The sequence below is a fragment of the Kitasatospora sp. NPDC048296 genome (assembly GCF_043201815.1).
Taxonomy (GTDB): domain Bacteria; phylum Actinomycetota; class Actinomycetes; order Streptomycetales; family Streptomycetaceae; genus Kitasatospora.
Genome location: NZ_JBICZB010000066.1, coordinates 20,541 through 46,078, shown reverse-complemented (window position 1 = coordinate 46,078; position 25,538 = coordinate 20,541). Strand labels below are relative to the sequence as shown.

The following is a 25,538-nucleotide window of genomic DNA, read 5'->3' as shown; positions in this document are numbered from 1 at the left end:
AGGCACTTTCGGCCGTTCGCTCCGCCTGCAGCCCGATGACCTGCGCTTTCAGTCCACCAGGCCCTCCAGAACCCTCGAATTACGTCGAACCCGGGACTGTGGCTGGTCAGGTCGTAGCCGAAGGCGGCTGCGGCCTCGATCATCAGCGGGTGCGCGGGCTTGTTGACGTGCCAGTTCCGGGTGCCGGCCGAACGCACGTCGAGTGCCCCCGCGGAGCGCTCGGCGATGATCAGGGCGGCGATCGGGGAACGGCAGTGGTTCCCCTTGCAGATCACCAGGACTTTGCGGCGGTGGGCCGGGGTCACGCGGTGTCCACCCTCTCGATCTCGAAGGTGAGCACGCCCAGCGCCTCCTTGTGGGGCGGGAAGATCGCGTGGATGGCTTCGAGCTGTTCGGCCTCGGTGGCGCGGGGGTTGACGGCCTCCACGCGCTCGGTGCCGAACATCTCCTTGAAGGTGCGGTACTTGCCGACTCGCTTGACCTTGGTCAAACAGCTCAGCTCCCGGCAGGTGAAGTTGATCAGGTCTCCGGGCTTGATCCGCTTCATCGACTCGTACGCGACGCGAACCTCAACCGTCTTCTCGCCGCTGGCGATCAGGTCGAAGTACTGCCGGTAGATCGGCATGTTGCGGGGGCGCTTCGCCTGGGAGTTGTGCGCTGCAGGCTGGCGGGTGCTCATCAGGGCTTCCAATGCGGTTGTGGTGTAGGACCGGAAGAAGTGCCTGGGGTCGCTCAGCACCAGTTCGCCGAGTCCGGTCAGGGCTTCGACGTAGTCCTCTTGGGTGCCGGGCCAGGCCGAGGGGTCGAACAGCCACGCGGGGGTGGAGTCGGCCTCGGCGAGTCCGGCTTCGGCGGCTTCACGGAGCAGGCTCTTCGAGAGCTTGCCGCCGTCGCTGCCGAGGATCTGGGGAGTGAAGATACGGACCGGCAATGGTCCGGCCGGCAGCCCGAGGGCCGTGTGCGCGCCGTCGACGAGCTGGCACCCGAACGCCCAGTCCCCGCCCTTGACCATGACGTGGAGCGTCCGGTCGTTGGGGTGGTAGGCGCGTTCCTTGACGACGTTCCGGTAGAGCGTGGCGAGGTCGAGGTAGCCGCCGCCCAAGGGCGTGATGTCGGCCTCGTAGCGGCCGTGTTCGAAGCAGACGGCCTCGAACAGGGCCCCGGCGTCATCCAGCTCCAGCAGTCGCGTGCGGTCGGCGTACTTCTCCGCCCACCCGCAGGCGGGGCAGGGCAGCCGGATGTGGGCGCTCCCGCTGTTGGGGGACAGCCAGGAACCGATTTCGTCCAGGAGCTCCAACGTTCGCAGGAATTCGGCGCGGAAGGCCGGGGTGTCCTGCTGCTGGGTGTAGGTGCTGACCGTGTACGGCACGTTCGTCCTGGCCTGGCAGGCATCGAACAGGGGCAGATAGTGCCGGGATATGAGCGCCGTGATCCCCTCGGTACTCAAGTGGTGGACGTACGCCCGCTGGTAGCGTCGTCCGTCAGCCCTGACAGTCTCCGCCGGGGAGTTGTCCAGAGCGCAGAAGTCCACGCTGGTGTCGATACCGAACTCGTCGCGGGCGTGCTCCGCCAGCAGGAAGGCGAGGCTTTGGACGAGGTGGGTGCCGAGGTGGGGGTGTCCGTTGATCTGGGTGCCCACCGAGAAGGCGATGCTCTCGATGTCCGAGGCCAGGATGCGGGGCCGCAGGACATCGACGGCGTCTTCAACGGCGTTGGCGAGCACCGTGTTCGGGGACCTCAACGTCGAACGGGTCATGGTGCGCCTCCCTTGGGTCGGGATGGTGCGGCGGGTGAGATGGAGAGAGAACGCCGGCCGGCCTGATCCAGGCGGGGCAGCGACGGGAGTCAGAACCTCGGCTCGGGCAGCGAGGATGCTGTTGAAGAATCCCGCGAGCCCGAGGCGCTGGTGGCGTAGGAGTCCACGTCCGGTGGCGGGCCTGCGGGGCCGACGGTGTCGCAGCAGCTCGGCCCGCCGGACCTTCTCCTCAAAGGCCAGCTCGCGACCGTCGCCGGGAACGTTGGCGTCGTCGGCGTTGGTGGCGGCCCTCATGGTCTTGGCGAAAGCCCACGTTTCGCGGTACGCGCGGTTGGGGTTGCGTCTCGCCATCGGTCTGTTCTCCTTCGCCGAGGCGGTGAGGGTGCGTGATAGACCGTAGGGAGTGGGTCACGGACAGTGCCACGAAGTTGCGAATAGTTGCGCAGATTCACCCGAGCGCGTTGCGCGCGTCAATGATCAGCGATTGTGCGGAAGGCCCGTACACAGCACTGGAAGCCAGTCCCCCGAAGGCTCGCGCATAGTCGGCAAGTTCACGGGGCTGCGTGATGTTGACCTCGGCAGTGAGCGTTTCTACGAGCGCTTGGCGTTCGTCGTAGAGGTAGAACGCTTCCAGCGGCCAGATGGTGCGTGCGGCACCCAGCGGGATGATCCCCAGGGAGACCGACGGAAGTCGCATGACGTCGAGAAGGTGGGAGAGCTGGCCGACCATGGTGTTGGTGTAGCCGACCCCGGATCGAAGGACCCACTCCTCCATCAACACCACGAATCGGTGGTTTCCCTCGTAGAGGAAGCGGCTCCGCGCCACTCGCGCGGCAACGGCCTCGGTGACGTCATCAGGGGTGCCCTGGAAATCAGTGATGGAGCGCATGAGGGCGGTGGCATAAGCCGGCGTCTGGAAGAACCCAGGGACCACGTTCGAGACATAGACCCGACAGACGGCGGTCTCCCCATGGAGCTTGTAGAAGTCCTCCTGGACCTTGCGCATACCGGTCTTGTGGAGCCTGCGCCACTCCAGGTACATGGACTCCACAGCGCGGGCGGTGGCAATCAGATCCTCTGCTTGGTCGTGCGCCCCGCACGCTGAGCACCATGCGCGGATATCCGAGTCGGACGGCGCGGCCTTGACGCTCAGGATTCGGGACGTCTTGGCCGCGTGCCATCTGCACCGGGCGGACAGCTCACGCCCGGTGATTCCGGCATCCTTGAGGAGATGGGACAAGCGCGCCGCGAGGGCAACACGTGCGGCGTGGGCGCTGGAAGATGGCGACGAAGGCATGGGCTGGCTGTCCGGTGCTAGCAGATCAGACGGCGAACTTCTCGTGAGGCATGCCCACCGCCCAAACGGCCTCGAACGCCGAGGAGCAGAGCGCCACCGCGGCCTCGTCCTCCGTGAAGGCGTGTCCGGCCCAGTCACCATCGCCCGTGAACCAGTGGAAGAGCACCAACCGCTGGTCAATCAGCCAGAAGTCGTTGCCCGGAAGAGCGATGGCCGATGCCTTGCTTCGGGGAAGCCACCGAACCTGCTCGCCGGCCTGGAGGTTGACCGGCGTGATGGCGTGCTCATACCTGATGTAGTCCGTCACCGGCTCCGAGACGATCCGGGCGCGGCGCATGACGACGCCCCGGGAGATCGCGTCCTTCACCAGCGGAACCCACGTCGGCCAGAACGATGCGTTCGGGTCGTTGTCCACCTCGCCGGTCTTCTTGAAGTGCTCGAAGGGCTCGATCTCGTCGCCGACAGAGTAGCTGTCGCGCATCTCAAGGTGCACGGCGGAACGCGTGGCGCCCCTCAGCAGCTCAGCAAAGTCCGGCGCGCTCTGCGTCATCACAAGCCTTCCTCAAGATCGGGATCATCCGCAACGGGATGCGGACCACGTTCTCGCCCTCGGGGATGCCGACGGCGTGGCCCTGCACCCACTCCGTGGTGTTGAGCAGGGCTCGCTTCTCCGGGGTCGGGTTCCACCCCTGGATCAGCAGTTCCTGCTCTTCCTCGTCCAAGAAGACCGAAGGCGAGCCGCCACCGCCGGTGTTGGGGTCGATCCCGATGAACCGTACTGTCATTGGTGCCCCTCCTGTCACGTAGCTTGCGCATTCTTGCGCCCCGAGCTGACGTGAACACCAGCATCCAGCGTCCGAGGCCGCTTTGTCAGGCGTTTCGTTCTGACGAACCGCTAGCTCAATACTCCAGCCGTAGATGTGATCTTGCTGGTGGGACCCGTGCGGAGACGGCTGCGGCCACAGGGAGCGGCCCTGCCCGCGAAGGGCGGGCAGGGCCGGAGGGCTGTTTAGGCGGTGAAGCGGGGGTCCCGGGCTTCGATGGCCTGGATGAAGGCGGTCCACTCGGCCTGGTTGAAGGCGAGGTGGGGGCGGTCGGGGTTCTTGTCGTCGCCGAGCCACACATCGCCGTTGTCGAAGCGGGCGATGATCACGCAGTCGCCGTTACCGTCCCCGGAGAAGGGCGACTTGAACCACTCGGCGTCTGCGGGATTGTGGTCGTACGGGTCGTGCTTCTGGCTCACGTCAGCTCTTCCAACCTACGTTCGAGGGCGGCGATGGTGTCCTCCGGACTCAGCGAGCACCGCTGGACGCGGGCTATGGCCCGCTCGGTCCGCCGTACGTCTCGGCCGGTTCTACGCGGGAGCATACCGCCGACAGCTTCGATGAAGGCGAAGCCGTTTTCTGGGTCATCGGGGAACCGCATCAGTGTGACTCCGGATGACAGGATGCCAGGCCGACCGGCACTCAACGGCACCATTCGCAAGGTCACGTTGGGGTACTGGGCGACCTCTATAGCATGCTGGAGTTGCCCAGCCAGTACTCCTTGGTCGCCTGCCACGAGTAGTGCGACCTCGCCGAAGTAAGCCTCGAATGTGAGTCGTGGCTCCTGGGTCAGCCGCCGCTGTCGGAGGACGCGGACTTCGGCGCCCGCCTCGACGCGTTCCTCATTCGGCGAGTCGAGGCCCGCTGCGATCATCTCCTTTGCGTAGGCCTCAGTCTGAACCAAGCCGGGGAACGCGGACGGGAAGTAGTTCCGTATCTCCGAGGCATCGGCTTCGAGAGCCAAGTACTCCGCGAACGCCGGCGTGATTGCTTCGGCGTAGTCCAGGTCTCGCCACCACTGCTGTGGTGGGCCAGTCGCAAGAAGAGACTCGAAGTCCTCCCGCTCGGGACCCGCGATCCCGGCGTGTTCGAGCAGCGTGGTCAGATCGGCGGCGGTGATCGGCTGTAGGCCTCGTTCGATCCGGCTGAGGCGACCGGCACTCCACCCTTTCAGGCCGGCTGTCATCCCGCTGAGCGTCCTGTTGTTCTCCAGTCGCCAGGCGCGCAGCTCCTCCCCAAGACGGATCTGCCTGATCGCGGACAGGTCCTTGCTCAAGTGGTGCCCCTCCCTCCGGGTGTTGGACGACCAGTCTCGCCAGACCGCAGGCCTCGACTCAAGTCCAGATCAAGATCAATTAATTTCTTCTGGCATTGCTGTTGCGTTTTCGATTTCCACTCCTCCACACTCAACGTGACCGCACGGACACGCACCTGACGCCGTGTCGAAGCGAAGGGGCCACCCATGTCCGCGTTGAGCGCACCTGTTCTCCACACCTCCGAGCTCTCCCTCACCGACCACGCCGCCTCGGTCCGTACCGCCCGCCGGCACGTCCGGGACCGGCTGTCGGCCTGGGGCTTCACTGGTGACAAGACCGACGACCTCGTCCTCATCGCCTCCGAGCTCGTGACCAACGCCGTCGTCCACGCCTGCGAGGGCCACGACGAAGTCCGGCTCTACCTGCAGGAGTTCGGCGGTGACTGCCGCCTCGAAGTGTGGGACCCGCGCTTCGACCTCCTCCTCCAGGACCGCGAACCCCGTCACTTCCGGGAGGGCGGCCGGGGCGTCGAACTCGTCCGCGAGCTCGCGCTCGACTTCGGCGTCATCACCCGCCGGGGCTCGGGCAAGCGCGTGTGGGTCCGCATCCTGCTCAACTGAGCGCCACAGAACGCAAATTCAGCAACCGACGAAGGGAGCCATCCGCCCCATGTACCCCGCCGCGATCGCCTTCCGCAACCCCGCCGCCCTCCACGCCCGCTGCGACTACGGCCGCGTCCGCCGCCTCTACTTCGAGCCCGACTACGAGACCTGCGCCGTCGTCCCCGACGCCGCCTCCTGGGAGCCCCTCCCCGCCGGCTACGCCGAGCGCTTCGCCCCGGGCTACTTCACCCCCGGCACCGGCCTGGTCGAGCTCTTCAAGCTCCCCTCCTCTGTCACCGACCGCGACACCCTCGCCGCCATGGTCGGCACCCTCGGCGACCCGCACCCCGTCACCCTCGGTGACAGTGACGACCCGCCCGGCGATCCCACCACCCACGTCCTCCCCGAGTCCGGCAAGCGCCCCGGTCTCCACATCGACAACCACCAGAACCTCCCCTACGGCGAGCGCAGGAAGGCCCGGCGGCGACTCTGCGTGAACCTCGGCCCGGGCAGCCGCTATCTCCTCGTCGCCGACACCGACATCCTCTCCATCTGCCGCTGTGTCCGGGACCGCTGCGAGGACCACTACCCGTCCACCGGCGACCTGCGCACGTACCTCGCCCTCCACCGCCCGCTCCGCCTCCTGCGCCTGCGCATCGACCCCGGCGAGGGCTGGCTCGCGCCCACCTCCTTCCTCCCGTACGACGAGTCCACCGAGGGCCTGGACCGGCCCTCCGCCACCTCCTCCTGGCTCGGCCACTGGGAGCCGTACCTCTTCGACCCGCTGATCTGAGCGTTTCCAGCGGCTGTGTCAGGCTGGTGGGGGAGCACCGCCGAGCTTCGGGAGGCTCATGATGGCCGAGATCAGGGTGAACGGGGTCTCACTGCACTACGAGGCCCGTGGCGAGGGTCCCGGCGTTGTCCTGGTGCACGGTTCGTGGAGCGACAGCGACTCCTGGGCGCGGGTGATGCCGGGGCTGGCCGAGTTCACCGCCGTCGTCGCCTACGACCGCCGGGGCCACAGCCGCAGTGAGGACCTGCTCACCCAGGGTTCGGTCTACGAGGACGCGGCCGACCTGGCCGGGCTGATCCAGGGGCTCGGCCTTGCGCCGGCCTTCGTCTACGGGGACTCGTACGGCGCCCTGGTCACGCTCCGTCTCGCCGCCGCCCGGCCCGATCTGATGCGCGGCATCGCCGTGCACGAGCCGCCCGGGACCGGCATCCTGCTGGCCGATCCGGACCTGCGCCCGATCGGTACCGCCTTCGCCGACCGGATCGCCGCCGTCCAGGAGCTGCTGGAGCAGGCGGAGTCCACGGCGGCCGCCGAACTGTACGTGGACAGCCTGGCCTTCGGCCCGGGCGCGTGGGAGCAGCTGCCCGCGCCGATCCGGCACACGTACATCCGCAATGCGCCGACCTACCTGGACGAGCTGCGCGACCCGGACGCGCTCGACCTCGACCTCGCCGGCCTGGCCCGGTTCACCGACCCGGCGCTGCTCACGCAGAGCGATGGCAGTGCGCCGATGTTCGGCGAGGTGCTGGATCTCATCGACCTCGCCCTGCCGAAGGCGGAACGGCACCTCTATGAGGGCGCCGGTCACGCTCCGCATCTGTCCCAGCCGGAGGAGTGGGTGCGGGTGGTGCTGCCGCGCGCGTTGGTGTGAACCGGGGCCGAGGGGCGCGAAATCAGCCGCCCGCGCCCGCCCACACGCCTGCCGCGATGCGCTCCTCAGTGCGCCGTCACTTCGCTGCCCCGGCCCGGCGCAGTGGGATCGTCAGCCTGGGGCGGTCGGGTCGGGGCCTCGGCCGCAGCGAGAGGGCCGGGGAGACCGACTACTGAATGGGCGCGTTCCAGGTCTGGTACGGGTTGTTCGGGTCGCAGCCCTCCCGGCGGAACAGGAGGTTCGACGCCCCGGCATCGAGGCAGCGCCGTGAGGCGAAGTTGAAGAACTGCCAGCCGCCACCCCCCTGCCCGGTGTGGGTGAGCGCCCAGATCTGCCCCGGGTCGTTGTGGTTGCACGGCTTCAGCTCGGCCTGCCAGCCGTGGTTCCAGCCGGACTGGAGTGCCACCAGGCATCGCTTGGAGAACTTGTTCTGGATCTGGACGTTGGAGTACCCGGTGTCCGGAGCACCCGACACGACCCGCCACTCGTAGAACGGGTAATTCGCGCCCTGGTGGCAGTAGAAGGTCTCCAGCGTCGGGAAGCTGGTGTTGGATTCCATGTGCGTCAGGCACTGACGTGTGTTGTTGTGAGGGATCAACAGGACGTCTGGCCAGGCGGTGTACGCCTGGGCGCTACCTGTCGCGCCGACGAGGCCGGCTGCGGCGAGCGCTGCCACCACCATCGCCTTGGCCTTGCGTCCTCGGGTTGCCCGTGCGGCCCTGGCGGCCAGTTCACCAATCATGAACCGAAATCCTTTCGGCCCGACTCGCGGCTTGTCCATGGCCATGCAACAAGTAGGGGGTGCGATTCCGAATCGTCCGCCTTCGGGGGTTCAACGTTTCGACCCTGGTCGAATCCTGACCCGAATGCTCGCCTTCGAAGTCGCCCCGGGCACAAGCTACTTCCTTGACCGCGTCAGCACGGACGCGGTGCGAGCGGAAGGACGAACATGACGAGCAAGCTCGGCCGCATCGCCGCCCTGCTGGGCGCCGTCGCGGTGGTCGCCGGCACCACCCTGGCCGGCCCCGCCGTCGCGGCGCCGGCGGGGCCGGACCGGCACGGGGGCGGGATCACCGGGCAGGCACCCTGCCAGAGCGCGCCCGAATTCACCTGCGGGACCATCACCGTGCCACTCGACCACAGCGGCGCCGTCCCCGGCACCCTCCAGCTCGACGTGGCGATGGCCGGCAACGCCGACGCCCCCAAGGGCGACCTGCTGTTCCTCACCGGCGGCCCCGGCCAGCCCGGCGTGCCGCTGATGCGGCGGATCGCGAGCAAGATGGCGCCCGTGCTCAAGGACTACCGCCTGGTCATGTACGACCAGCGCGGCACCGGCCAGCGGGCGCTGCAGTGCCCCGGGCTGCAGGAGGACATGGGCTCCTCCGACCTCACCCCGCCCCGCAAGCAGTCCATCGCCGACTGCGCCGCCGCCCTCGGCCCGAACGCCCGCTTCTACAGCACCGCGGACACCGTCGGCGACATGGACCTGCTGCGCCAGGCCCTCGGTGACCACCGCCTCACCATCGACGGCGTCTCCTACGGCACCTTCGTCGCCGAGCGGTACGCGCTCGCCCACCCGGCGCACGTGGCGCGGCTGGTGCTCGACTCGGTGGTCCCGCAAGGGGGTTACGACCCGCTGGACCTGGTCGCGCTGCCCGCCACCGCCCGGGTGCTGCGCGCCGCCTGCCAGGCCACCGGCTGCACCACCGATCCGGCCGCCGACCTCGCCACCACCGTGCGGAAGTACGGCAACGGGCCGCAGATCCTGGACGCGCTCACCAGCTACGAGTTCGCCGACCCCAACTACGCCGTGGTGCCGGAGCTCCTGCACGCGGCCGCCGGCGGGCAGCCGGAGAAGCTCCAGGCCTTCATCGACGAGGTGCACAAGAACGACGCCGCACCGGCCGAGGCGCTCAGTCAGGGACTGCACGCCGCCACCCTGTGCGCCGATGGGCACTACCCGTGGGGCACGTCGGACACCCCGGTCGAGGGCCGGGCGGCCGCGCTGGCGCAGACCCGGCAGGACCTGACCCCCGAACAGACCTGGCCGTACGACGCGGCGACCGCGACCGGGCTGGGCAGCCTGCAGGTCTGCCAGGACTGGCCGCGCGAGGAGGTGCCGCCGACCCCGCCGGCACACCGCAAGCTGCCGAACGTGCCGGTGCTGCTGCTCGGCGGCGACCGTGACCTCTCCACCCCGTACGAGTGGCTGTACCAGCAGGCCGAGTCGACCCACGATCCGGAGATCGTGATCGTCCCCGGGGCCTCGCACTCGGTGCAGACCCGGGCGGCGAACCCGCTCGGGCGCCAGGCGGTCTACGACTTCCTGCTGGAGTAGCCGGAAGTCGCGAGCGGCGACGGACCGTTCCGCACGGGGGTCGGAAAGGCCCGTCGCCGCTTCAGCGTTCGGCCGCGCCCCAGCCGTCGTCGGGCCGGGTGCGGTCCGGCTCGGGGCAGTCGGGGTGGTCGTAGCCCCAGAGGCCGACCTTGTGCAACAGCCAGTCCGCCAAAGGGGGGTGATCGCTATCGAGCCGGTCGACCAGGACGAAGGCCACCCGCAGGTCGGCGGCCGGTGCCACCTCCAGGGTGCGCTGGCCGGGGATGTTCTCGTACGTCACCGTCTCCCAGGAGCAGCCGGCCTCGGTCAGCGCGGCGGTCAGCTCGGATTCGGTCACCCGGGTGTCGATGGTGTCCAGCTCGCCGTAGGGCTGCGGGAGTTCCAGTTCCCCGTGCCAGGCGGGCAGGGAGAACGAGCGGAGTCGGCGGCAGCGGCAGAACACCGTCCAGGCGTCGCCCCAGCCGAAGGCGTGGGGCCAGCGCGAGTCCTTGTGGACGCGCCCGGCGTCCCATGGATCGCCGTACCGGGCGGTGAGTTCGGACAGCGAGGCGTCGTAGCGCAGATCGCCGAACCCGCCGGTGACGGCGAGTGCGGCGAGCTGGCGCGGGAAGTCCATCACGACAGGCACCCGCGCACCGCCTCGATCAGCCGGTTGGCGCGGGCGTCGCCGTGGCCGATCATCCGGTTGGCGACGTACGCGAAGCCGACGCCGAACTCGTCGTCCCCGAAGGCGAACTGGCCGCCGGCGCCGTCGTTGCCGAAACTGCGCGGGCCGAGCAGCCGGCGGAAGGCGGGGGAGTCGAGCAGCACGCCGGAGCCCCAGCGGGCGCCCATGTCGAAGCCCAGGAAGCCCTCTCCGGCAGAGAGTTCGCGCACCGCGTCGGTCACCGTGTCGGACGAGAGCAGCCGCTCGCCGCCGTCCAGGCCGGTGACCGCTGCCGCGTACAGGCCGGCCAGGCCGGTGGCGGAGCCGACGGCGCCCGCGCCGGGCAGCTCGATCGCGTGCAGGGCCGGGTCGTTCCAGCCGTGCGGCACGTCCAGCCCGGGGAAGACCAGGGCGCCGTTCATGGTCACGATCCGGGTGAGCAGGTGCTCCGGGCCGGGCATCGGGCGGCGGCCTTCGGCCTCCACCAGCCGTGCCACGTGCGGGAGTTCGCTCTCCGGCAGGCCGATCCAGAGCGGCAGGCCGAGCGGCTCGGTGAGCTCCTCGCGCAGGAACGCGCCCGGGGCCAGGCCGGTGATCCGGCGGATCACCTCGCCGACCGCGAAGCCGAGCACATGGCCGTGGTACTCGTAGGTCGTCCCCGGCTCCCAGAGCGGCTCCTGCTCCTCGATCGCGTGGACCACCGGCTCCCAGGCGGCGATCTCCTCGAAGGAGAGCACCGTGTCCAGCGCCGGGAGGCCGGCCCGGTGGCCGAGGATCATCCGGGTGGTGATGTCCCGCTTGCCGTGGCGCGCGAACTCGGGCCAGTAGCGGGCGATCGGGGCGTCCAGGTCGAGCCGGCCCCGCTGGGCGAGGAGCAGGGCGCTGATGGCGACCGCGCCCTTGGCGCAGGAGAACACCGGCACCAGGGTGTCCCGCGTCCAGGCCCGGCCGGTGCGCTCGTCGGCGGTGCCGCCCCACAGCTCGGCCACCTTGCGGCCGCCGACGTACACCGTGACCGCGGCGCCGAGCTCGGGGAACTCCTCGAAGTTGGCGGCGAAGACGTCCGCGACGGCGCCGTAGCGCTCGTCCGCCCACCCCTGGTACTGCTGCATCCGTGCTGCCCCGTTCTGCTCGGGTGGCGTGTGCCAAGATCATCGACCGGACCACGGTACGGGGTCGAGAGGGCCCTGACGAGCGGTTTTGGCCGAGCTGGGGCGGATGGGGCGAATGTGACGGACGCGCTCGCCACGGGAGGGGGACCGGGGTGGAGCTGACTGAGTTGACCGGGCTGTGGGAGCGGCGGTGGCCGGGCAGCCTGCCGGTCGGACATGAGATCGACACGGCGGGGCGGGACGTCTGGGTGCGCTTCCACAGCCTGCCCGGATCCAAGCGCTACCCGGACGACGAGCACGAGTATGCGATCGTGCTGGAGCGCTACAACACCGTGCTGGACGAGCTGTTCGCGGGCGTGCAGGTGTACGTGCTCACGCCGGAGTGGACCACCGAGCCGGGTGCCCCGGCGGCGCGCCCGGGCGCCCGGCACTGGCGGAGCTGGCTGCAGAACGACGACCCCGACCCGGAGTTCCGTACCCACTGGCACGTCTTCGTCGAGCAGCTGGAGTGGCGGCGCGGCTGCCTCGACGGGCTGCTGCGCCGGGTCGCGGACGACGAGGTGGCCGGGGTGATCATCGCGGACACCGACCTGCGGCGGCTGCACCACCCGTACGACGGCGGCGCGGATGTGTTCCTCGCCTCCACGCAGGAGCGGGACCGGCTGCGTGAGCGGCACGCCGACTGGTTGTCCGCGCACCCGCTGGGGCTCTGAGGGCCCGTCGCGCTCAGTCGACGGCCGGGTCGTACAGCGGCAGGAAGTGCACCACCGCCTCCTCGTACGGGCGGACCGCGCGGACGGCCTTCAGGACGGCGGCGGCCTGCTCCCGCTCGCAGAAGGACTCCACCCGGCACTCCTCCGCCCGCTGCACCTCGCCCGGCGTGCCCTGGTAGGGCTGCGCGGTGGGCAAGGGCAGCCAACTGCCGGTGATCCGCCAGACGCTGGTGCAGCGGGCGTACTCCCCGGCCCGGCCCGCGCCGGCGGCGTGGAGGGCGTCGACGACCTGCTCGACGTGGCTCTCCGGGACGGATATCTCGATCTTCAAGCGCGTCATGCCGGGGACTCTAGCCGGGGACTCCGGTGCTGTGACCGCATTGCCAGTCGTGCACCTCAATGTCGGCGTACCGGTCCGGGGTCAGGGCGGCGCGTGCCGTCTCCGGGGCCGGCGCCCGAACCAGCACCGCCGTGCCCAGCCAGGTGGCGCCGTCGTCAGACTGCAGCGACCCGTGGGCGATCAGCTCGCCCCGATCGAGTGGCACGGCTGGGTCGGCGGGCTGCCCCCGATCAAGACCGGTACGACAACGGCCACTTGAGGTGAATCAAACCTTGCTTGACCCAATGATCAGTCGGGTGCAAACATATTGGGAGTTCGACAGAGAAGCACGGGCCGCCGTGAGACCGGTCCGGCGGGCCTGGCGAGGGGTGGCCGAACACTCGGGGGCGTTGGTGCGGCCGCTGGACTCCGTTCTCGCCGGTCGACCCGTTCCGACTGCTGCGGGTCATTCGCACAAGTGACGCACCGGACCACCTTTCGGTGCCATCGAGAGGGGGAGCGAATGAAGATGCAGGGTTCACGCACAGTCGGATCGGTTCGCAGCGCCATCAGTAGATCCGGCCGCCGGTAGATCCGCGTCGGCGTTCCAGGTCGATCCGGGCGCTGTTGCGCGTTGTTCTCGGATTCTTCACCGGCTGACTGTCGTTCGCCGGGTTTCACTTTCCACTCTGATGCCCAGGCTGCGGCTGAACCGGTGTTCGTCGCCGCGGTATTGCCAGGCTGGCTGCGCTCCCCGGGGTGCCGTCGCCGAATGGTCGACTTCGGGCCGCCGGAAGGAATTTCTTGTTTTGCCAGATAATTCCCAGGAACAGGTGACGTTCAGGCCTTCAGGACCGCGTGTGGCGCGGATCCTGGCAGGATCGCTGGCCAAGTGGATCGCACGGCGTCCCCTCCCGGAGGAGGATCGGGAGGCGGCGCGGCTCTCCCATTCGTCAGATGTGCGCCAACTGGTCATGATCCTCGCCGGGATGGAGGTCTTCCTTGCGGTCCTCGTAGACAGGATGTTCCCGCCTGCTCTCCGGCCGGCCCATCTGACGCTTGAGGCGCTGCTGATCCTCGCGTCCTTCGGCCTGGTGGCTGCGATGGTGCGCCATCCGCACCTGGTCTCTCCATCACGGATGGTCCTGCGCACGGGGGTGCTGGGCGGGATCACCCTGCCGAGACACGCGGTGCGTTCGGCGTCCCGTACGATGCGGACCGTCGAGGGCCGGGGGGTGCGTCAGGTGCCGGGGGAGTCTCGCTCCCTCGCCTGCTCGGTCGGAAGCTCGGTCAATTTCTGCATCGAGCTGGCGGAGCCGCTGAGCGTCGAACTGGGCAAGCACGGAACGGTCGAGGCCTCGACGATCTACATCTCCGTGGACTCCCCGGAGGCCGCCCTGCAAGCGATCAGGAACAGCACCTCGCCAGGCTAGCGAGCGGTCGCGGTCCGGCGGAAAGGCCGGTGCGGCCAGGCGCTGAGCACGAGCGCGGTGCCGATGCCGACGAAGGCCGCCGCGCCGGCCGGGCCCACCCAGCCGGTCAGCGGGTCGTCGCCGGAGCCGCTGCCGAGCGCACCGAACAGACCGGTGAGCAGGCCGTACGGGATCAGCAGGGTGCCCGCCCAGGCGGGGGCGAGCAACACGCGCCGGGGAAGCGGGCGGACCGGCGGGCGATGGGCGAGCAGCAGTGCGAGGGCCACGCCCGTGAGCGCCAGGACAGCGGTGAAGTCGACGCCCTGCCGCTCCAGCCAGACCAGGGCGGCGGGCGCACCGTTGCGCCGGAACTCGTCCGCCATCTCGAAGCCGTCGGCCACCCCGGCCCGGCCGCCGGCTGCCCAGTAGGACTTCAGCGCGATGTAGGGCAGGGCAAGGCTGCCGGCCAGGGCGACCAGGCGCTGATGGTGTCGGGTCATGGTGTGCACTCCTCGTCGTCGGTGATCCCACTGTTCCGGAGCCCGGCCCTGGAGGGCGTCCTGCGCCGGTAGGGGCCGGCTCCCTCGGACGGGGGAGGCGTGTACCGGGACGGCTAGCCGGGCGCGGGTGTGGGCAGGCTCGCTCGGACACGTATGCACACGTTGCACCGGATGAAGGAGCGCATGATGACCGCAGTGCACGAATCCGTCCTCGACGCGATCGGCGGGACGCCGCTGTTCCGCCTCGCCCGGCTGGGTGCCGGGATCGCCGCGCCGATCTATGCCAAGGCCGAGTTCCTCAACATCGGCGGCAGCGTCAAGGACCGCGCCGCACTGTCGATGATCCTGGCCGCCGAGCGGGACGGTCTGCTGAAGCCCGGTGGGACGATCATCGAGGCGACCTCCGGCAACACCGGCATCGGGCTGGCCATCGTGGGCCGTCAGCGCGGGTACCGGGTGATCGCCGGGGTGTCGGACAAGTCGTCGCCGGAGAAGTCGGACATCCTGCGGGCGTACGGCGCCGAGGTGGTGCTCGCGACGACCACGGCGGCGCAGGAGGATCCCCGGCACCTGTTCAACGTGGTCCGGCGGCTCACCGAGGAGATCCCCGGTGCCTGGCTCGCCAACCAGTACGACAACCTGGCCAATCCGGACGCCCATGTCCGCACCACCGGTCCCGAGATCTGGGAGCAGACCGGCGGCCGGGTGACCCACTTCGTGGCGGGCGTCGGCACCGGCGGCACCGTCACCGGCACCGGCGGCCACCTCAAGCAGGTGTCCGGTGGCGCGGTGACCGTCATCGGCGCGGACCCGGAGTCCTCCTCGTACGGCGGCGGGGACGGCAGCCCGTGGTTTGTCGAGAGCATCGGGCACTTCCTGCACCCCGAGACGGTCGAGGACCGCTGGCCGCAGGCCTACCGCTCGGAGGTGATCGACTCCTTCGAGCGGATCCCGGACCGTGAATCGCTGCTGACGGCCCGTCGGCTCGCCCGCGAGGAGGGCATCCTGGCCGGTCCGTCGTCCGGTACGGCGGTGGCGGCGGCCCTGCGGGTGGCGCGCGGGCTGGGGCCGGAGGACCTGGTCGTGGTGCTGCTGCCGGACTCGGGCCGCTCCTACCTGTCCAAGGTGCACAGCGACGGGTGGATGCGGCGCTGGGGCTTCCTGGAGGAGCCGGGGGAGACGGAGCTGCGCGCCGCGCTGGCGGCGGCCGGCCCGCTGGTGACGGTCGGCGCGGACGCGACCGTCGGCGAGGCGCTGGAGGCGTTGCGGACCGCGCCCGGCGGGGTCGCCCCGGCCGTACTGCCGCGGGCGGCGCGGCCGTACGGGGTGGCCGACGCGGAGGTGCTCGGCTCGGTGTCCCGGGAGGTGCTGGAGGTGGCGCTCGCGAACGGCGACGCCAAGGGTGACGACCCGGTGCGCCCGCTGCTCGGTCCGGCCCTGCCGACGTTCGGGGTCGGGCAGCCGGCCGCCGACGCGCGGGCCGCGCTGCTGGCGGGCGGGCAGCCGGGGGTGGTGGTGCTGGTGGACGGGAAGGCGGCCGGGGTGCTGACCCGGGCCGCGCTCATCCGGTAGCCGGCAGGGGCCCGTCCGGCGGATCCGGTCGGACCGGCCCTGTCCCGCCGCGGGCGCCAGGATGGCGTGGATGACCCGGTCCAGGGTGCGGTCGAAGGCCTGGTCCGGGTCGGCCGGCGGGCCCGCGGTGGCGAACGCCTGGGCGAGGTGCGGGTATGCGCCGCTCATCGCCGCCTGGGTGAGGTAACCGACCATCTCGGTCTGCCACTTGGCGCCCGCGGCGGCCGTCTGCTCGTACTGGGCGAACTGGCAGATGAACCCGTTGAACAGCGCCATCACCTCCATCAGCCGCCCGCCCGCCAGGCCGGTGGGGGCGGTGACGGCCAGGAAGTGGTCGGTGTAGCGCAGGGCGTTGGGGCCGATGCTCGGGCGCGCCGGCACCAGGGCGGGCAGCCAGGGGTGGCGGCGGAAGATGGCGAGCTGCTCGTGCGCCAGGGGAGTCCGGGGAGTCAGGGGAGTTCCGGGAGTCCGGTTCCGCCGACCTGGGGAGGGCCGCCTGATGGCCGCCGTGCCGTTCGCTTCGGGGCCGGCCGCCTCGCGCCCCTCGCTCGGCGGCCGACTGGCCTCCGACACCTGGACCTCGATGCTCCGCGTCCTGCTCAACTACCGCCACTCGCCGGGCCTGTTGGCCGCCTCGCTGGGCGTTCCCGTGGTCATGGTGGTGGTCTTCGGATATGTCCTCGGCAGCGCCATGCAGGTGCCGGGCGGCGGGGACTGCCGGGAGTTCCTGATGCCCGGACTGTTCGCCATGGTCGCCACCAACGGCATCATGCCCACCATGGTTCGGCGCCGCCCGCGACGTCGGGCGCGGGGTCACCGACCGGCTGCGCTCGATGCCGGTCTCCCGTACCGGCCTGCTGCTCGGGCAGACCCTCGCCGACCTGCTGGTCAGCGTGGTCGTGCTGGCGCTGCTCGCGCTGGTCGGGCTGGCCGCCGGGTGGCGCGCCCGGCACGGGACGGCCGACGCGCTGGGGGCGTTCGCGCTGCTGCTGCTCTTCCGGTTCGTGATGACCTGGGTCGGAACGCTGCTCGGCCGGGCCGTCGGCAAGGAGGAGGCGGCCGGCCAACTATCCGTCGTCGTCTTCCCGTTGGCGATGATCACCAACGCCTACGTGCCCACCGGCGGGATGCCCGGCTGGCTGCGGGTGGTCGCGGACTGGAACCCGATCAGCTCCGTCGTCCAGGCCTGCCGCGAACTCTTCGACAACCCGTCCGCGCCCGGCGGCGCCTGGCCGATGCAGCACGCGGTGCTCGCCTCGCTGCTCTGGAGCGCGTTGCTGCTCGCGCTCTGCGGGCCGCTGGCCGTACGGAAGTTCGCCACGCACGGACGGTGACCCACCGGGTCCTGAAATGTGCTGGACACTCGTGCCGGTGTGGTCTTGGGTGGGGCGCCATGGAGTACACCCACCTCGGCCGCACCGGCCTGACCGTCTCCCGTCTCTGCCTCGGCACCATGAACTTCGGCCCCCACACCGAGGAAGCCGAGGCCCACCGCCTCATGGACACCGCCCACGAGCGCGGCATCAACTTCTTCGACACCGCCAACGCCTACGGCCGCGACAGCGAGGGCAACCTCAAGGGCCGCACCGAGGAGATCATCGGCCGCTGGTTCGCCGAGGGCGGCGGGCGTCGCGAGCGCACCGTGCTCGCCACCAAGGCCTACGCCGAGATGAGCGACTGGCCCAACGAGGGCCGACTCTCCGCGCTCGCCATCCGCAAGGCCGTCGAGGCCAGCCTGCGCAGGCTGCAGACCGACCACATCGACCTCTACCAGATGCACCACATCGACCGGGACACGCCCTGGGAGGAGATCTGGCAGGCGATGGAGGTCCTGGTCGCCCAGGGCAAGATCATCTACGTCGGCTCCAGCAACTTCGCCGGCTGGCACATCGCCCAGGCCCAGGAGGCCGCCCGCTCCCGGCACTTCCTCGGCCTGGTCAGCGAGCAGTCGCTCTACAACCTGCTCGACCGCACCGTCGAACTCGAGGTCATCCCCGCCCTCCAGCACTACGGCCTCGGACTGATCCCCTGGTCCCCGCTGCGCAGTGGCCTGCTCGGCGGCGTCCTGCGCAAGGAGCGCGAGGGCACCCGCGGCCGCAGCGCGCTGGGCTACGCGAGCGAGCTCCTTGAGAAGTACCGCGAGCGGATCCAGGCCTACGAGGACTTCGCCGACGAACTCGGCACCGACCCCGCCGACCTCGCCCTCGCCTGGCTGCTCTCCCGCCCGGCCGTCACGGCCCCCATCATCGGCCCCCGCACCCCGGCCCACCTCGACGCCGCCCTCGCGGCCCTCGACCTGAAGCTCGACCAGAAGACCCTCGACCACCTCGACGACCTCTTCCCCGGGCACCGGCCCGCCCCGGAGGACTACGCCTGGTAGGCCTGGGCCTACGGCGCCGACCCGCGGCGCCGACCCCCGGGGCCCGGCCCCGGGGGTCGGCCCCCGGTGAACAGCCGTTCGCCCGTCCGTCGACGGCCCGGATTGTGGTAGCAAGGCAGCCATGAGCGAGCGGGAGGCGTACCACCACGGGGCGTTGCCGGAGGCGCTGGTGACGGCGGCCTTCGAGGTGCTGGACGAGCAGGGTCAGGAGAAGGTGAGCGTGCGGGAGGTGGCGCGCCGGGCGGGGGTGTCGGCGGGCGCGCCGTTCCGGCACTTCGCCGACCGGCAGGCCCTGCTGACCGCGCTGGCGGACCGGGTGCTGGCGGACTTCGAGCACTGGCAGGAGGCGCAGGTGGCGGCCGCGGAGGCGGCCGGCGGGTCGGGGATGCGGGCGCTCGGGCTGGGATTCGTCCGGTACGCGCTGCGTCATCCGCGGCGGTTCGAGCTGGTGCGCTCGCGGGTGTTCGCGGCCTCGCCGGATCCGGAGCTGCGCGAGCGGCTGGACGGGATGGACCGGGCGTTCACCGGACTGATCCTGGCGGACCAGCAGGCGGGACGGCTGGGGCCCGGTGATCCGGATCTGGTGCTGCTGTCCGGGCAGGCGCTGGTGTACGGGCTGGCGCAGATGATCGTGGACGGCTACCTGCCGGCCGAGAAGGCGGAGGAGCTGGCCGTCCAGGTGCTGGACACCTTCCGCCAGGGGATCGCCAACAGGCCAGCGCATTAAGGCAATTGTGGCTGTGGTGAGCCTTGACCGGTCTCCCGGGCCTTGATGTAATCGCCGATTACATGGGGTGCGGGTCCGGGAGGTCGGGATGTCCAGGGGAACCACGTTCGTCCGCTCGATGTTCGCCAGGCCGCTGCCCGGCTACACCACCGCCGGTGCCACCGGCGACACCGTGGTGCTGCTGATCGGCATGCGGATCAACCGCTTCTGGGCCGTGCACCACTGGGGCCCGGTGATGTTCGCGATGCTCCGGATGCTGCGCGAGCTGCGCCGCAGCCCCGAGCGCGGGCTGCGCGGCCGGATCCTGCTCACCGCCTCGCCGCGCACCTACTACGTCGTCCAGTACTGGGAGTCGAAGGAGAAGCTGTACGGCTACGCGAGCGCGCCGGACGGCCTCCACCACACCGTGTGGGGCATCGCCAACCGCAAGGTGCGCGAGGGCAGGACCCGTCAGCACGTCGGGCTCTGGCACGAGACGTACATCGCCCCCGAGGGCGGCTACGAGTCGATCTACTTCGACATGCCGCCGTTCGGCCTGGCCGGCGCCACCGGCGCGCTGCCGGTGGAGGACCGCGGCCGGCACGCCGCCCAGCGCCTGGCCTACCGGTCGGGGGAGGGCGAGGGCCCTCAGGGAGTGTCGTGAGTCGTCCGACCACCCTGGCGTGAGAGCGTCGGGGGATGGTCGATCAGGGCGGCGCCGCGCGGCCGGCGCGGGTGGTGCACGAGGTGCCGTACCGGGCGCAGTGGGAGTCCGCGGAGCTGGCGCGGGCGATCGTGGACGGGCAGCTGGACGCGGCGCGGGACCCGCGGTGGGGGCAGTCCGGGGCGGCCAGCCCGGAGGAGTACGCCTGGTGGTCCTGGCGGCTGTGCGGGGTGGCCTGTCTGCGGATGGCGCTGGAGCACTGGTGGGGGGTGACCCCGACGACGATGGCGCTGGCCGCCGAGTGCGTGGCGGCGGGCGCGTACGTGAAGGACGGCGAGAGCCTGCGCGGGCTGGTCCACGCGCCGTTCGCCGACTACGTCCGGCGGCGCTGGGGACTGGTCGCGTACGCACGGGAGTTGACGCCCGGGGAGGTGGCGGTCGAGGTGGCCGACGGGCGGCTGGTGATGCTCTCGGTGCACCCGACGATCCGGGAGCCGCACGGGCCGGAGCCGGTCCGGCGCGGCGGCCACCTGGTGCTGGCGGTGGGCGCCACGGACACCGCGCTGCTGATCCACAACCCCTCCGGCTTCCCGGAGGAGTCGCAGGCCTTCGCGCGGGTGCCGTGGCGCTCGTTCGGGTTGTTCTACGCCGGGCGGGGGATCGTGCTCGGCCCGCCCGGCGCGGGGGAGCGTCAGGTGTTGTCCGGCAGCCCGACCGGGTAGAACGGTGCGTTGCTCCGACAGAGCGCCGAGATCGGCTTCAACGCGGCGGCCAGCTCGTCCAGTTCGGCGCGGGGGTAGTCCTCCCAGACCCGGGCGGCGGCCAGGTCGGTGGCGGCTTCCAGGGCCTGGTGGCGGATCCGGCCGAGCTCGGTCACCGTGCCGGCCGCGGTCAGCCAGCCGCGCTCGACCAGGCGCTCGGCGGCCGCCTCCCACTCGGCGTCCGTCCAGCCGCGCACCGGCTGGAGCTGCTCGCGCCGCATGTCCATCGCACAGCGGATCACCAGCGCCTCGCAGCCGTCCAGCCCGGAGGCCACCAGTGCGGCCACGTGGCCGTCGCCGCGGTGCTCGCGCATCACGGTGGCGGCCTGCCAGAGCCGCTCGTACAGCCCGGTCGGCCGGGGGAGCGCGGCGTTGGCGGCGGCCAGCACCCGGCCGGCGCAGTCCAGCCGGGCCGCGGCCTGCTCCAGCGTCTCGACCGCCCGTTCGACCTGTTCCCGGTTCACGTGCTCCAGCAGCCGGGCCAGCGCCGCCCCCGAGCCCTTCAGCCGGGCGGTCAGCGTCTCCTCCGGGCTCGCCAGCGACCACACCGCGGGCAGCGCCCGCTCCACCATCGCCGGGGCGAAGTTGAAGAACGCGGCGATCACCGGCGGTGCGTCCACCGCGCCCAGCGGGGCCGAGCGGCCGGCGAAGTAGCCGCGCCAGAAGCCGCGCAGCCCGGCCCCCTCGAAGGTCTCCTGAGCCTCGGGCTGGAAGTAGGTGACGGCGTGCACCGGCTCGAAGAGCCACCAGAGCGCGCGGGCGGGGTGGACGAGATCGGCCATCGGAAGCCTTCCTCGGACAGAGCTCCGGGCGGGCGCGGGGAGCTCGACTGGTCGGGACGGTCCGGCGGACGCCCGGGCGGCGCGGTGCCGGTGCCGCTCGGGCGGACGCGCGGGCCGCTCAAGTGCTGATGACCACGGTGGCGGGCCCGGTAACCCCGCACGGCGTGTGATGGCGCTCACACGGGGCGGGGGTCGATCTCGGCCCCCGCATCCGGCCGGCTACCGGTTCACCGGCGGCATCGCGAGCGGGTTGATCGGCATCTGCTCGCGACAGAGCGCCGCGATCGGCTTCAAGGCGGCAGTCAGGCGGTCGAGTTCGTCGTGCGGCAGGCCCTCCCACACCCGGCCGGCGGCCAGGTCGGTGGCGGCCTCGACGGACCGGTGCCGGACCCGGCCGAGCTCGGTGACCGCCCCCTCCGCCGTCAGCCAGCCCCGCTCGACCAGCCGCGCCGCGGCGGCCGCCCACTCCTCGTCCGTCCATCCGCGCAGCGGCTGGAGCACCTCGCGGCTGGCGTCCAGCGCGCAATGGAGCACCGGCGCCTCGCAGCCGTCCAGTCCGGCGGCGACCAGCGCGGCGACGTGGCCGTCGCCGCGGTGCTCGCGCAGCACGGTGGCGGCCTGCCAGAGCCGCTCGTACACGTCCGCCGGCCGGGGGAGCGCGGCGTTGGCGGCGGCCAGCACCCGGCCGGCGCAGTCCAGCCGGGCCACCGCCTCCTCCAGCGCGGTCGCCGCGGACTCGACCTGCTCGGGCTCCACCGGCGCCAGCAGCCGGGCCAGCGCCGCCGCCGAGCCCTCGGTCCGGGCGGTCAGCGCCTGCTCGGGGCTCGCGTGCGTCCACACCTCGGGCAGGGCCCGCTCCACCGTCGCCGGGGCGAAGCTGAAGAACGCGGCGATCACCGGCGGTGCGTCCACCGCGCCCAGTGGGGCCGAGCGGCCGGCGAAGTAGCCGCGCCAGCCGCCGTCCAGCCCGGCCGCCTCGAAGGCCGCCCGGCTCTCGGGCTGGAGGAAGGTGACGGCGTACACCGGCTCGAAGAGCCACCACAGCGTGCGGGCGGAGTGGACGGGATCGGACATCGGGAGGCCTTCCTCGGGGGAGCTTGCCGGCTGGACGGGGCGGCCCGGTGGGCACGGGGCGCACTGGGGGCCGCTCAGGTGCTGATGGCCACGGCGGTGGTCCCGGTAACCACGGGCGACGTGTGATGACGGTCACGCGGGGGCCGCGGGGTGCGGTCGCCGGCAGTGCGGCGCGAGATGATGGGACGAGGTGCCCGCGGACCGGGCGCCCCGCCCTCGCAAGCCCCTCGCACGAAGGTAGTCGGCCATGCCCCAGATCAGCCCCAGCATCCTCTCCGCCGACTTCGCTCGGCTCGCCGACGAGGCCGAGGCCGTCCGGGGCTCCGACTGGCTGCACGTGGACGTCATGGACAACCACTTCGTGCCCAACCTGACCCTGGGCGTCCCGGTGGTCGAGTCGCTCGCCCGGGCCACCGACATCCCGCTCGACTGCCACCTGATGATCGAGGACCCGGACCGCTGGGCCCCGCAGTTCGTGGAGGCCGGGGCCGGCTCGATCACCTTCCACGTCGAGGCCGCCGCCGCGCCCGTCCGGCTGGCCCGGGAGATCCGCGCCAAGGGCGCCCGCGCCTCGATGGCGCTCAAGCCGGGCACCCCGATCGAGCCGTACGAGGACCTGCTGCCCGAGCTCGACATGCTGCTGATCATGACGGTCGAGCCTGGCTTCGGCGGCCAGGCGTTCCTGGACATCATGCTGCCGAAGATCCGCCGCACCCGGGAGCTGATCGCCAAGCACGACCTGGAGCTGTGGCTGCAGGTCGACGGCGGTGTGTCCGCGTCCACCATCGAGCGCTGCGCCGAGGCCGGCGCCGACGTGTTCGTGGCCGGTTCGGCGGTGTACGGGGCCGAGGACCCGGCCGAGGCCGTCCGCAACCTGCGCGAGCTGGCCGCCAAGGCGAGCGCGGACGCCTGGTGGGCCTGCGCGCACTGAGGTCCCGCTTCTTTGCGACACCGCTGACTGTGGCACCGCCGGATGGCCGGGCGCCGCACCGCCGGACGGCCGGGCGCGGGTGGAGGAACGTCGCACCGTGATGGATGATCGGTGACGACGCACCCCTCTCCGCCCGGCCCTCCTCGTACGGTGGTGGAACCGCGATGAGCAACCTCGACCTCAAGCCCACTCCGACCAGCTGCGGCCGCGAGGCCAGCCACGGCCCGGCGAAGGATCTGCTGACGGGCCGTCAAGTCCCGCTCGGCGAGAGCACGGTGGTGCGCCGACTGCTCCCCAACCTGGGCCGCCGGATGGTCGGCGCCTGGTGCTTCGTGGACCACTACGGCCCCGACGACATCGCCGACGAGCCCGGCATGCAGGTCCCGCCGCACCCGCACATGGGCCTGCAGACGGTCAGCTGGCTGCACCAGGGCGAGGTGCTGCACCGCGACAGCCTGGGCAGCCTGCAGACCGTCCGCCCGTACGAACTGGGCCTGATGACCTCGGGCCGGGCGATCTCCCACTCCGAGGAGTCCCCGCGCCCGCACGCCCGCTACCTGCACGGCGCCCAGCTCTGGGTCGCCCTGCCGGACGCGCACCGGCACGCCGCCCCCACCTTCGAGCACCACCCCGACCTGCCCGTGGTCACCGCCCCGGGCCTGCGCGCGACCGTCATCCTCGGCACCCTGGACACCGCCACCTCGCCCGGCACCACCTTCAGCCCGCTGGTCGGCGCCGACCTGGCCCTCGCCGAGGGCGCGGACCTCAACCTCCCGCTGGTCCCCGAGTTCGAGTACGCCGTCCTCGCCATGGCGGGCCGCATCGACGTCGACGGCGTCCCGGTCGAACCCGGCTCGATGCTCTACCTCGGCTGCGGCCGCCCCGAACTCCCCCTCCTCGCCCGCTCCGACGCCTCGGCGCTGCTCCTCGGGGGCGAGCCCTTCGAGGAGCGGATCGTCATGTGGTGGAACTTCATCGGGCGGTCCGGTGAGGACATCGCCCAGGCCCGCACCGACTGGATGACCGGCACCCGCTTCGGCGAGGTCCACGGCTACGCCGGTGCCCGACTGCGGGCGCCGGAGCTGCCCGCCGTCCCGCTGAAGGCCCGGGGACGCGAGCGCTGAGGGTGAACGCTCAGCCGTGGAGCAGCAGTGCTGCACGCAAGGGCGAGAACATCGGCGGCTCGGCGTCCCCTTCGTAGCCGAAATGCAGTTCCTGCCTTGCTCGGGTTGCCAATACGTAGTACGTCATGCGCAGCGCTGCCGAGCTGGGGTCGGTGGCGCCGTCGGTGTGGGTGTCTGGGACGACGATCGTGTCGAAGCCGAGGCCCTTGGCGCTGGCGCGGTTGACGATGACGATGCCGGGGCGAGTGAAGTCGATCGTGCGGTAACGGCCTTGTGTGGCCCGGGCGGTGTAGAGCTGGGGCCGCAGGCGGGGAGCTTTGCGTTCCAAACGGGTCAGCAGGTCGAACTGGGAGTGGACGGAGCTGAGAATGACGCCGATGCTGCGCCGGGGGTGGCGTTCGGTGAGGGTGATGAGCAGATCGGTGAGTGCACCGGGACGGTCGAGATGGTGCAGGCGGGGTGTCGGGCCTTCTCGGTCGGGGAGCGGCGGGGCGGTGGGGCCGGTGTGGAAGTGGGCTGCGAACTCGGCGATCTGACGGGTGTTGCGGTGGTTTCCCTCAAGGGTGTGGTGAGTGCAGTTGCCCAGGGCGCGGGAGATCTCGGTCAGTGTGGAATTGGTATCGGTGAGGCGCTGGCACTCGTCGGCGTACACCGTGGTACGGCTGCCGAGGATGCGGCAGAGCCGGTAGAACCCGACCGGGAGGTCCTGTCCCTCGTCGACCACGAGGGCTGGCGCGGGTCCGTGGTCGGCGACGGCGGCCCGCTCGTAGAAGGCGGCCCAGTCGAACCAGCCGTCGTCGGTCCGCGGTGCGTCACCGCCGAACCACTGCGCCAGCCAGGCGTGGACCGTGGCGACGCGCACCCCGTGGTCCTCGGTCCCGAGAGCGGAGACGACCGGCCAGAGGGTCTGGCGCAGCAGGTTGGAACGTGTGAGGAGCACGGTCGGCGTACCCGTGAGCGAGAGCATGAGGGCGCGCTGGGCTGCGAGCAGGCTCTTCCCGCTGCCGGGTGGGCCGTTGACCACGTGGTTGCCCTCGAACGGCAGGGTGTCCAGCGAAGCGCGCTGGGCAGGACTGAGGTCCAGGTAGGTGATCGTCATGGCAGA

At 71.1% G+C, this 25,538-nt stretch carries 29 protein-coding genes and 3 pseudogenes; 15 read left to right on the top strand and 17 right to left on the bottom strand.

Annotation, left to right across the window (positions count from 1 at the left end):
• From ACGF12_RS30065 to ACGF12_RS30035, 7 genes and pseudogenes are all read right to left on the bottom strand, one after another.
• Nucleotides 1-305 (bottom strand): annotated as a pseudogene (locus ACGF12_RS30065) (hypothetical protein); the annotation flags it as partial.
• Nucleotides 302-1,756, bottom strand: coding sequence for an ASCH domain-containing protein (locus ACGF12_RS30060; RefSeq protein WP_393036798.1), 1,455 nt, complete (start codon nt 1,754-1,756; stop codon nt 302-304). The pseudogene ACGF12_RS30065 and the gene ACGF12_RS30060, both read right to left, overlap by 4 nt.
• A 448-nt stretch (nt 1,757-2,204) precedes the next feature.
• Nucleotides 2,205-3,053 carry a DUF5753 domain-containing protein gene (locus ACGF12_RS30055; RefSeq protein ID WP_393036795.1) on the bottom strand — a complete coding sequence of 283 codons (849 nt, stop codon included), beginning with the start codon at nt 3,051-3,053 and terminating at the stop codon, nt 2,205-2,207.
• A gap of 25 nt (nt 3,054-3,078) precedes the next feature.
• Entirely contained in the window at nt 3,079-3,603 is a 525-nt protein-coding gene (locus ACGF12_RS30050; RefSeq protein WP_393036792.1) for a DUF6879 family protein, read from the bottom strand.
• Entirely contained in the window at nt 3,575-3,838 is a 264-nt protein-coding gene (locus ACGF12_RS30045; protein WP_393036790.1) for a hypothetical protein, read from the bottom strand. Before ACGF12_RS30045 ends, ACGF12_RS30050 begins: the two co-directional genes overlap by 29 nt.
• Nucleotides 3,839-4,062: 224 nt before the next feature.
• Nucleotides 4,063-4,296: a DUF397 domain-containing protein gene (locus ACGF12_RS30040; RefSeq protein WP_393036787.1), complete on the bottom strand. Its 234-nt coding sequence runs from the start codon at nt 4,294-4,296 to the stop codon at nt 4,063-4,065.
• Nucleotides 4,293-5,153, bottom strand: coding sequence for a helix-turn-helix domain-containing protein (locus ACGF12_RS30035; protein ID WP_393036784.1), 861 nt, complete (start codon nt 5,151-5,153; stop codon nt 4,293-4,295). The genes ACGF12_RS30040 and ACGF12_RS30035 overlap by 4 nt, the downstream gene beginning before the upstream one ends.
• Nucleotides 5,154-5,339: 186 nt before the next feature.
• On the opposite strand from ACGF12_RS30035, the gene ACGF12_RS30030 reads away from it, so the two are divergent.
• The 3 genes from ACGF12_RS30030 to ACGF12_RS30020 all read left to right on the top strand — a co-directional run bounded on the left by ACGF12_RS30030 (nt 5,340) and on the right by ACGF12_RS30020 (nt 7,399).
• Entirely contained in the window at nt 5,340-5,753 is a 414-nt protein-coding gene (locus ACGF12_RS30030; protein WP_393036781.1) for an ATP-binding protein, read from the top strand.
• A gap of 49 nt (nt 5,754-5,802) precedes the next feature.
• Nucleotides 5,803-6,528, top strand: a complete 726-nt coding sequence (locus ACGF12_RS30025; RefSeq protein WP_393036778.1) for a hypothetical protein — start codon at nt 5,803-5,805, stop codon at nt 6,526-6,528.
• A gap of 61 nt (nt 6,529-6,589) precedes the next feature.
• Entirely contained in the window at nt 6,590-7,399 is an 810-nt protein-coding gene (locus ACGF12_RS30020) for an alpha/beta fold hydrolase (RefSeq protein WP_393036775.1), read from the top strand.
• 169 nt (nt 7,400-7,568) lie between these two features.
• On the opposite strand, the gene ACGF12_RS30015 is transcribed toward ACGF12_RS30020, so the two are convergent.
• On the bottom strand, nt 7,569-8,141 hold the full coding sequence (locus ACGF12_RS30015; RefSeq protein WP_393036773.1) for a ricin-type beta-trefoil lectin domain protein: 573 nt from the start codon (nt 8,139-8,141) through the stop codon (nt 7,569-7,571).
• A gap of 207 nt (nt 8,142-8,348) precedes the next feature.
• Here ACGF12_RS30015 and ACGF12_RS30010 point away from each other — a divergent pair, with 207 nt between their 5' ends.
• Nucleotides 8,349-9,737 carry an alpha/beta fold hydrolase gene (locus ACGF12_RS30010; RefSeq protein ID WP_393036770.1) on the top strand — a complete coding sequence of 463 codons (1,389 nt, stop codon included), beginning with the start codon at nt 8,349-8,351 and terminating at the stop codon, nt 9,735-9,737.
• Between the two features lie 61 nt (nt 9,738-9,798).
• Here ACGF12_RS30010 and ACGF12_RS30005 read toward each other — a convergent pair whose 3' ends face one another.
• The gene (locus ACGF12_RS30005; protein ID WP_393036767.1) at nt 9,799-10,365 is read right to left on the bottom strand and encodes a hypothetical protein; all 567 of its coding nucleotides are present in this window, start codon (nt 10,363-10,365) and stop codon (nt 9,799-9,801) included.
• Complete coding sequence (locus ACGF12_RS30000) at nt 10,353-11,495, bottom strand: serine hydrolase domain-containing protein (RefSeq protein ID WP_393036764.1); 1,143 nt, start codon at nt 11,493-11,495, stop codon at nt 10,353-10,355. Before ACGF12_RS30000 ends, ACGF12_RS30005 begins: the two co-directional genes overlap by 13 nt.
• A 152-nt stretch (nt 11,496-11,647) precedes the next feature.
• On the opposite strand from ACGF12_RS30000, the gene ACGF12_RS29995 reads away from it, so the two are divergent.
• Nucleotides 11,648-12,208: a hypothetical protein gene (locus tag ACGF12_RS29995; protein WP_393036761.1), complete on the top strand. Its 561-nt coding sequence runs from the start codon at nt 11,648-11,650 to the stop codon at nt 12,206-12,208.
• Between the two features lie 13 nt (nt 12,209-12,221).
• On the opposite strand, the gene ACGF12_RS29990 is transcribed toward ACGF12_RS29995, so the two are convergent.
• Together ACGF12_RS29990 and ACGF12_RS29985 are read right to left on the bottom strand one after the other, a co-directional pair.
• The gene (locus ACGF12_RS29990; RefSeq protein ID WP_393036758.1) at nt 12,222-12,548 is read right to left on the bottom strand and encodes a hypothetical protein; all 327 of its coding nucleotides are present in this window, start codon (nt 12,546-12,548) and stop codon (nt 12,222-12,224) included.
• Between the two features lie 10 nt (nt 12,549-12,558).
• A pseudogene (locus ACGF12_RS29985) lies at nt 12,559-12,786 on the bottom strand (hypothetical protein); the annotation flags it as partial.
• A 601-nt stretch (nt 12,787-13,387) separates the two neighbouring features.
• Between ACGF12_RS29985 and ACGF12_RS29980 the strand changes: the two are divergent.
• From ACGF12_RS29980 to ACGF12_RS29970, 3 genes are all read left to right on the top strand, one after another.
• Nucleotides 13,388-13,960 carry a hypothetical protein gene (locus tag ACGF12_RS29980; RefSeq protein ID WP_393036756.1) on the top strand — a complete coding sequence of 191 codons (573 nt, stop codon included), beginning with the start codon at nt 13,388-13,390 and terminating at the stop codon, nt 13,958-13,960.
• Between the two features lie 29 nt (nt 13,961-13,989).
• Nucleotides 13,990-14,511, top strand: a complete 522-nt coding sequence (locus tag ACGF12_RS29975) for a hypothetical protein (RefSeq protein WP_393036753.1) — start codon at nt 13,990-13,992, stop codon at nt 14,509-14,511.
• A 114-nt stretch (nt 14,512-14,625) separates the two neighbouring features.
• Nucleotides 14,626-16,011 (top strand): pyridoxal-phosphate dependent enzyme, encoded by a 1,386-nt coding sequence (locus ACGF12_RS29970; protein WP_393036750.1) that lies wholly within the window; start codon nt 14,626-14,628, stop codon nt 16,009-16,011.
• A gap of 72 nt (nt 16,012-16,083) precedes the next feature.
• On the opposite strand, the pseudogene ACGF12_RS29965 reads toward ACGF12_RS29970, so the two are convergent.
• Nucleotides 16,084-16,584 (bottom strand): annotated as a pseudogene (locus ACGF12_RS29965) (TetR/AcrR family transcriptional regulator C-terminal domain-containing protein); the annotation flags it as partial.
• 30 nt (nt 16,585-16,614) lie between these two features.
• The gene (locus ACGF12_RS29960; protein ID WP_393036747.1) at nt 16,615-16,761 is read right to left on the bottom strand and encodes a hypothetical protein; all 147 of its coding nucleotides are present in this window, start codon (nt 16,759-16,761) and stop codon (nt 16,615-16,617) included.
• 83 nt (nt 16,762-16,844) lie between these two features.
• On the opposite strand from ACGF12_RS29960, the gene ACGF12_RS29955 reads away from it, so the two are divergent.
• The 5 genes from ACGF12_RS29955 (at nt 16,845) to ACGF12_RS29935 (ending at nt 20,483) form a co-directional block, all read left to right on the top strand.
• Nucleotides 16,845-17,345, top strand: coding sequence for an ABC transporter permease (locus ACGF12_RS29955; protein WP_393036744.1), 501 nt, complete (start codon nt 16,845-16,847; stop codon nt 17,343-17,345).
• Nucleotides 17,346-17,404: 59 nt separating this feature from the next.
• On the top strand, nt 17,405-18,391 hold the full coding sequence (locus ACGF12_RS29950) for an aldo/keto reductase (RefSeq protein WP_393036742.1): 987 nt from the start codon (nt 17,405-17,407) through the stop codon (nt 18,389-18,391).
• A 121-nt stretch (nt 18,392-18,512) separates the two neighbouring features.
• Nucleotides 18,513-19,118 carry a TetR/AcrR family transcriptional regulator gene (locus tag ACGF12_RS29945; RefSeq protein ID WP_393036739.1) on the top strand — a complete coding sequence of 202 codons (606 nt, stop codon included), beginning with the start codon at nt 18,513-18,515 and terminating at the stop codon, nt 19,116-19,118.
• A gap of 118 nt (nt 19,119-19,236) precedes the next feature.
• Complete coding sequence (locus ACGF12_RS29940; protein WP_393036804.1) at nt 19,237-19,761, top strand: DUF4188 domain-containing protein; 525 nt, start codon at nt 19,237-19,239, stop codon at nt 19,759-19,761.
• Between the two features lie 35 nt (nt 19,762-19,796).
• Nucleotides 19,797-20,483: a C39 family peptidase gene (locus ACGF12_RS29935; protein ID WP_393036736.1), complete on the top strand. Its 687-nt coding sequence runs from the start codon at nt 19,797-19,799 to the stop codon at nt 20,481-20,483.
• On the opposite strand, the gene ACGF12_RS29930 is transcribed toward ACGF12_RS29935, so the two are convergent.
• Together ACGF12_RS29930 and ACGF12_RS29925 are read right to left on the bottom strand one after the other, a co-directional pair.
• Complete coding sequence (locus ACGF12_RS29930; RefSeq protein ID WP_393036733.1) at nt 20,453-21,304, bottom strand: hypothetical protein; 852 nt, start codon at nt 21,302-21,304, stop codon at nt 20,453-20,455. The two genes, ACGF12_RS29935 and ACGF12_RS29930, sit on opposite strands and share 31 nt — an antisense overlap.
• Before the next feature lie 219 nt (nt 21,305-21,523).
• Nucleotides 21,524-22,378, bottom strand: coding sequence for a hypothetical protein (locus ACGF12_RS29925; protein ID WP_393036730.1), 855 nt, complete (start codon nt 22,376-22,378; stop codon nt 21,524-21,526).
• Between the two features lie 247 nt (nt 22,379-22,625).
• Between ACGF12_RS29925 and rpe the strand changes: the two genes are divergently transcribed.
• Both rpe and ACGF12_RS29915 read left to right on the top strand, forming a co-directional pair.
• Nucleotides 22,626-23,309 carry a ribulose-phosphate 3-epimerase gene (gene rpe / locus ACGF12_RS29920; RefSeq protein WP_393036727.1) on the top strand — a complete coding sequence of 228 codons (684 nt, stop codon included), beginning with the start codon at nt 22,626-22,628 and terminating at the stop codon, nt 23,307-23,309.
• A gap of 164 nt (nt 23,310-23,473) precedes the next feature.
• Nucleotides 23,474-24,433: a pirin family protein gene (locus tag ACGF12_RS29915; RefSeq protein WP_393036724.1), complete on the top strand. Its 960-nt coding sequence runs from the start codon at nt 23,474-23,476 to the stop codon at nt 24,431-24,433.
• A gap of 10 nt (nt 24,434-24,443) precedes the next feature.
• Here the strand turns inward: ACGF12_RS29915 and ACGF12_RS29910 are convergent, their stop codons facing one another.
• Nucleotides 24,444-25,532, bottom strand: a complete 1,089-nt coding sequence (locus tag ACGF12_RS29910) for a DNA helicase (protein ID WP_393036721.1) — start codon at nt 25,530-25,532, stop codon at nt 24,444-24,446.
• Nucleotides 25,533-25,538 lie beyond the last annotated feature (6 nt).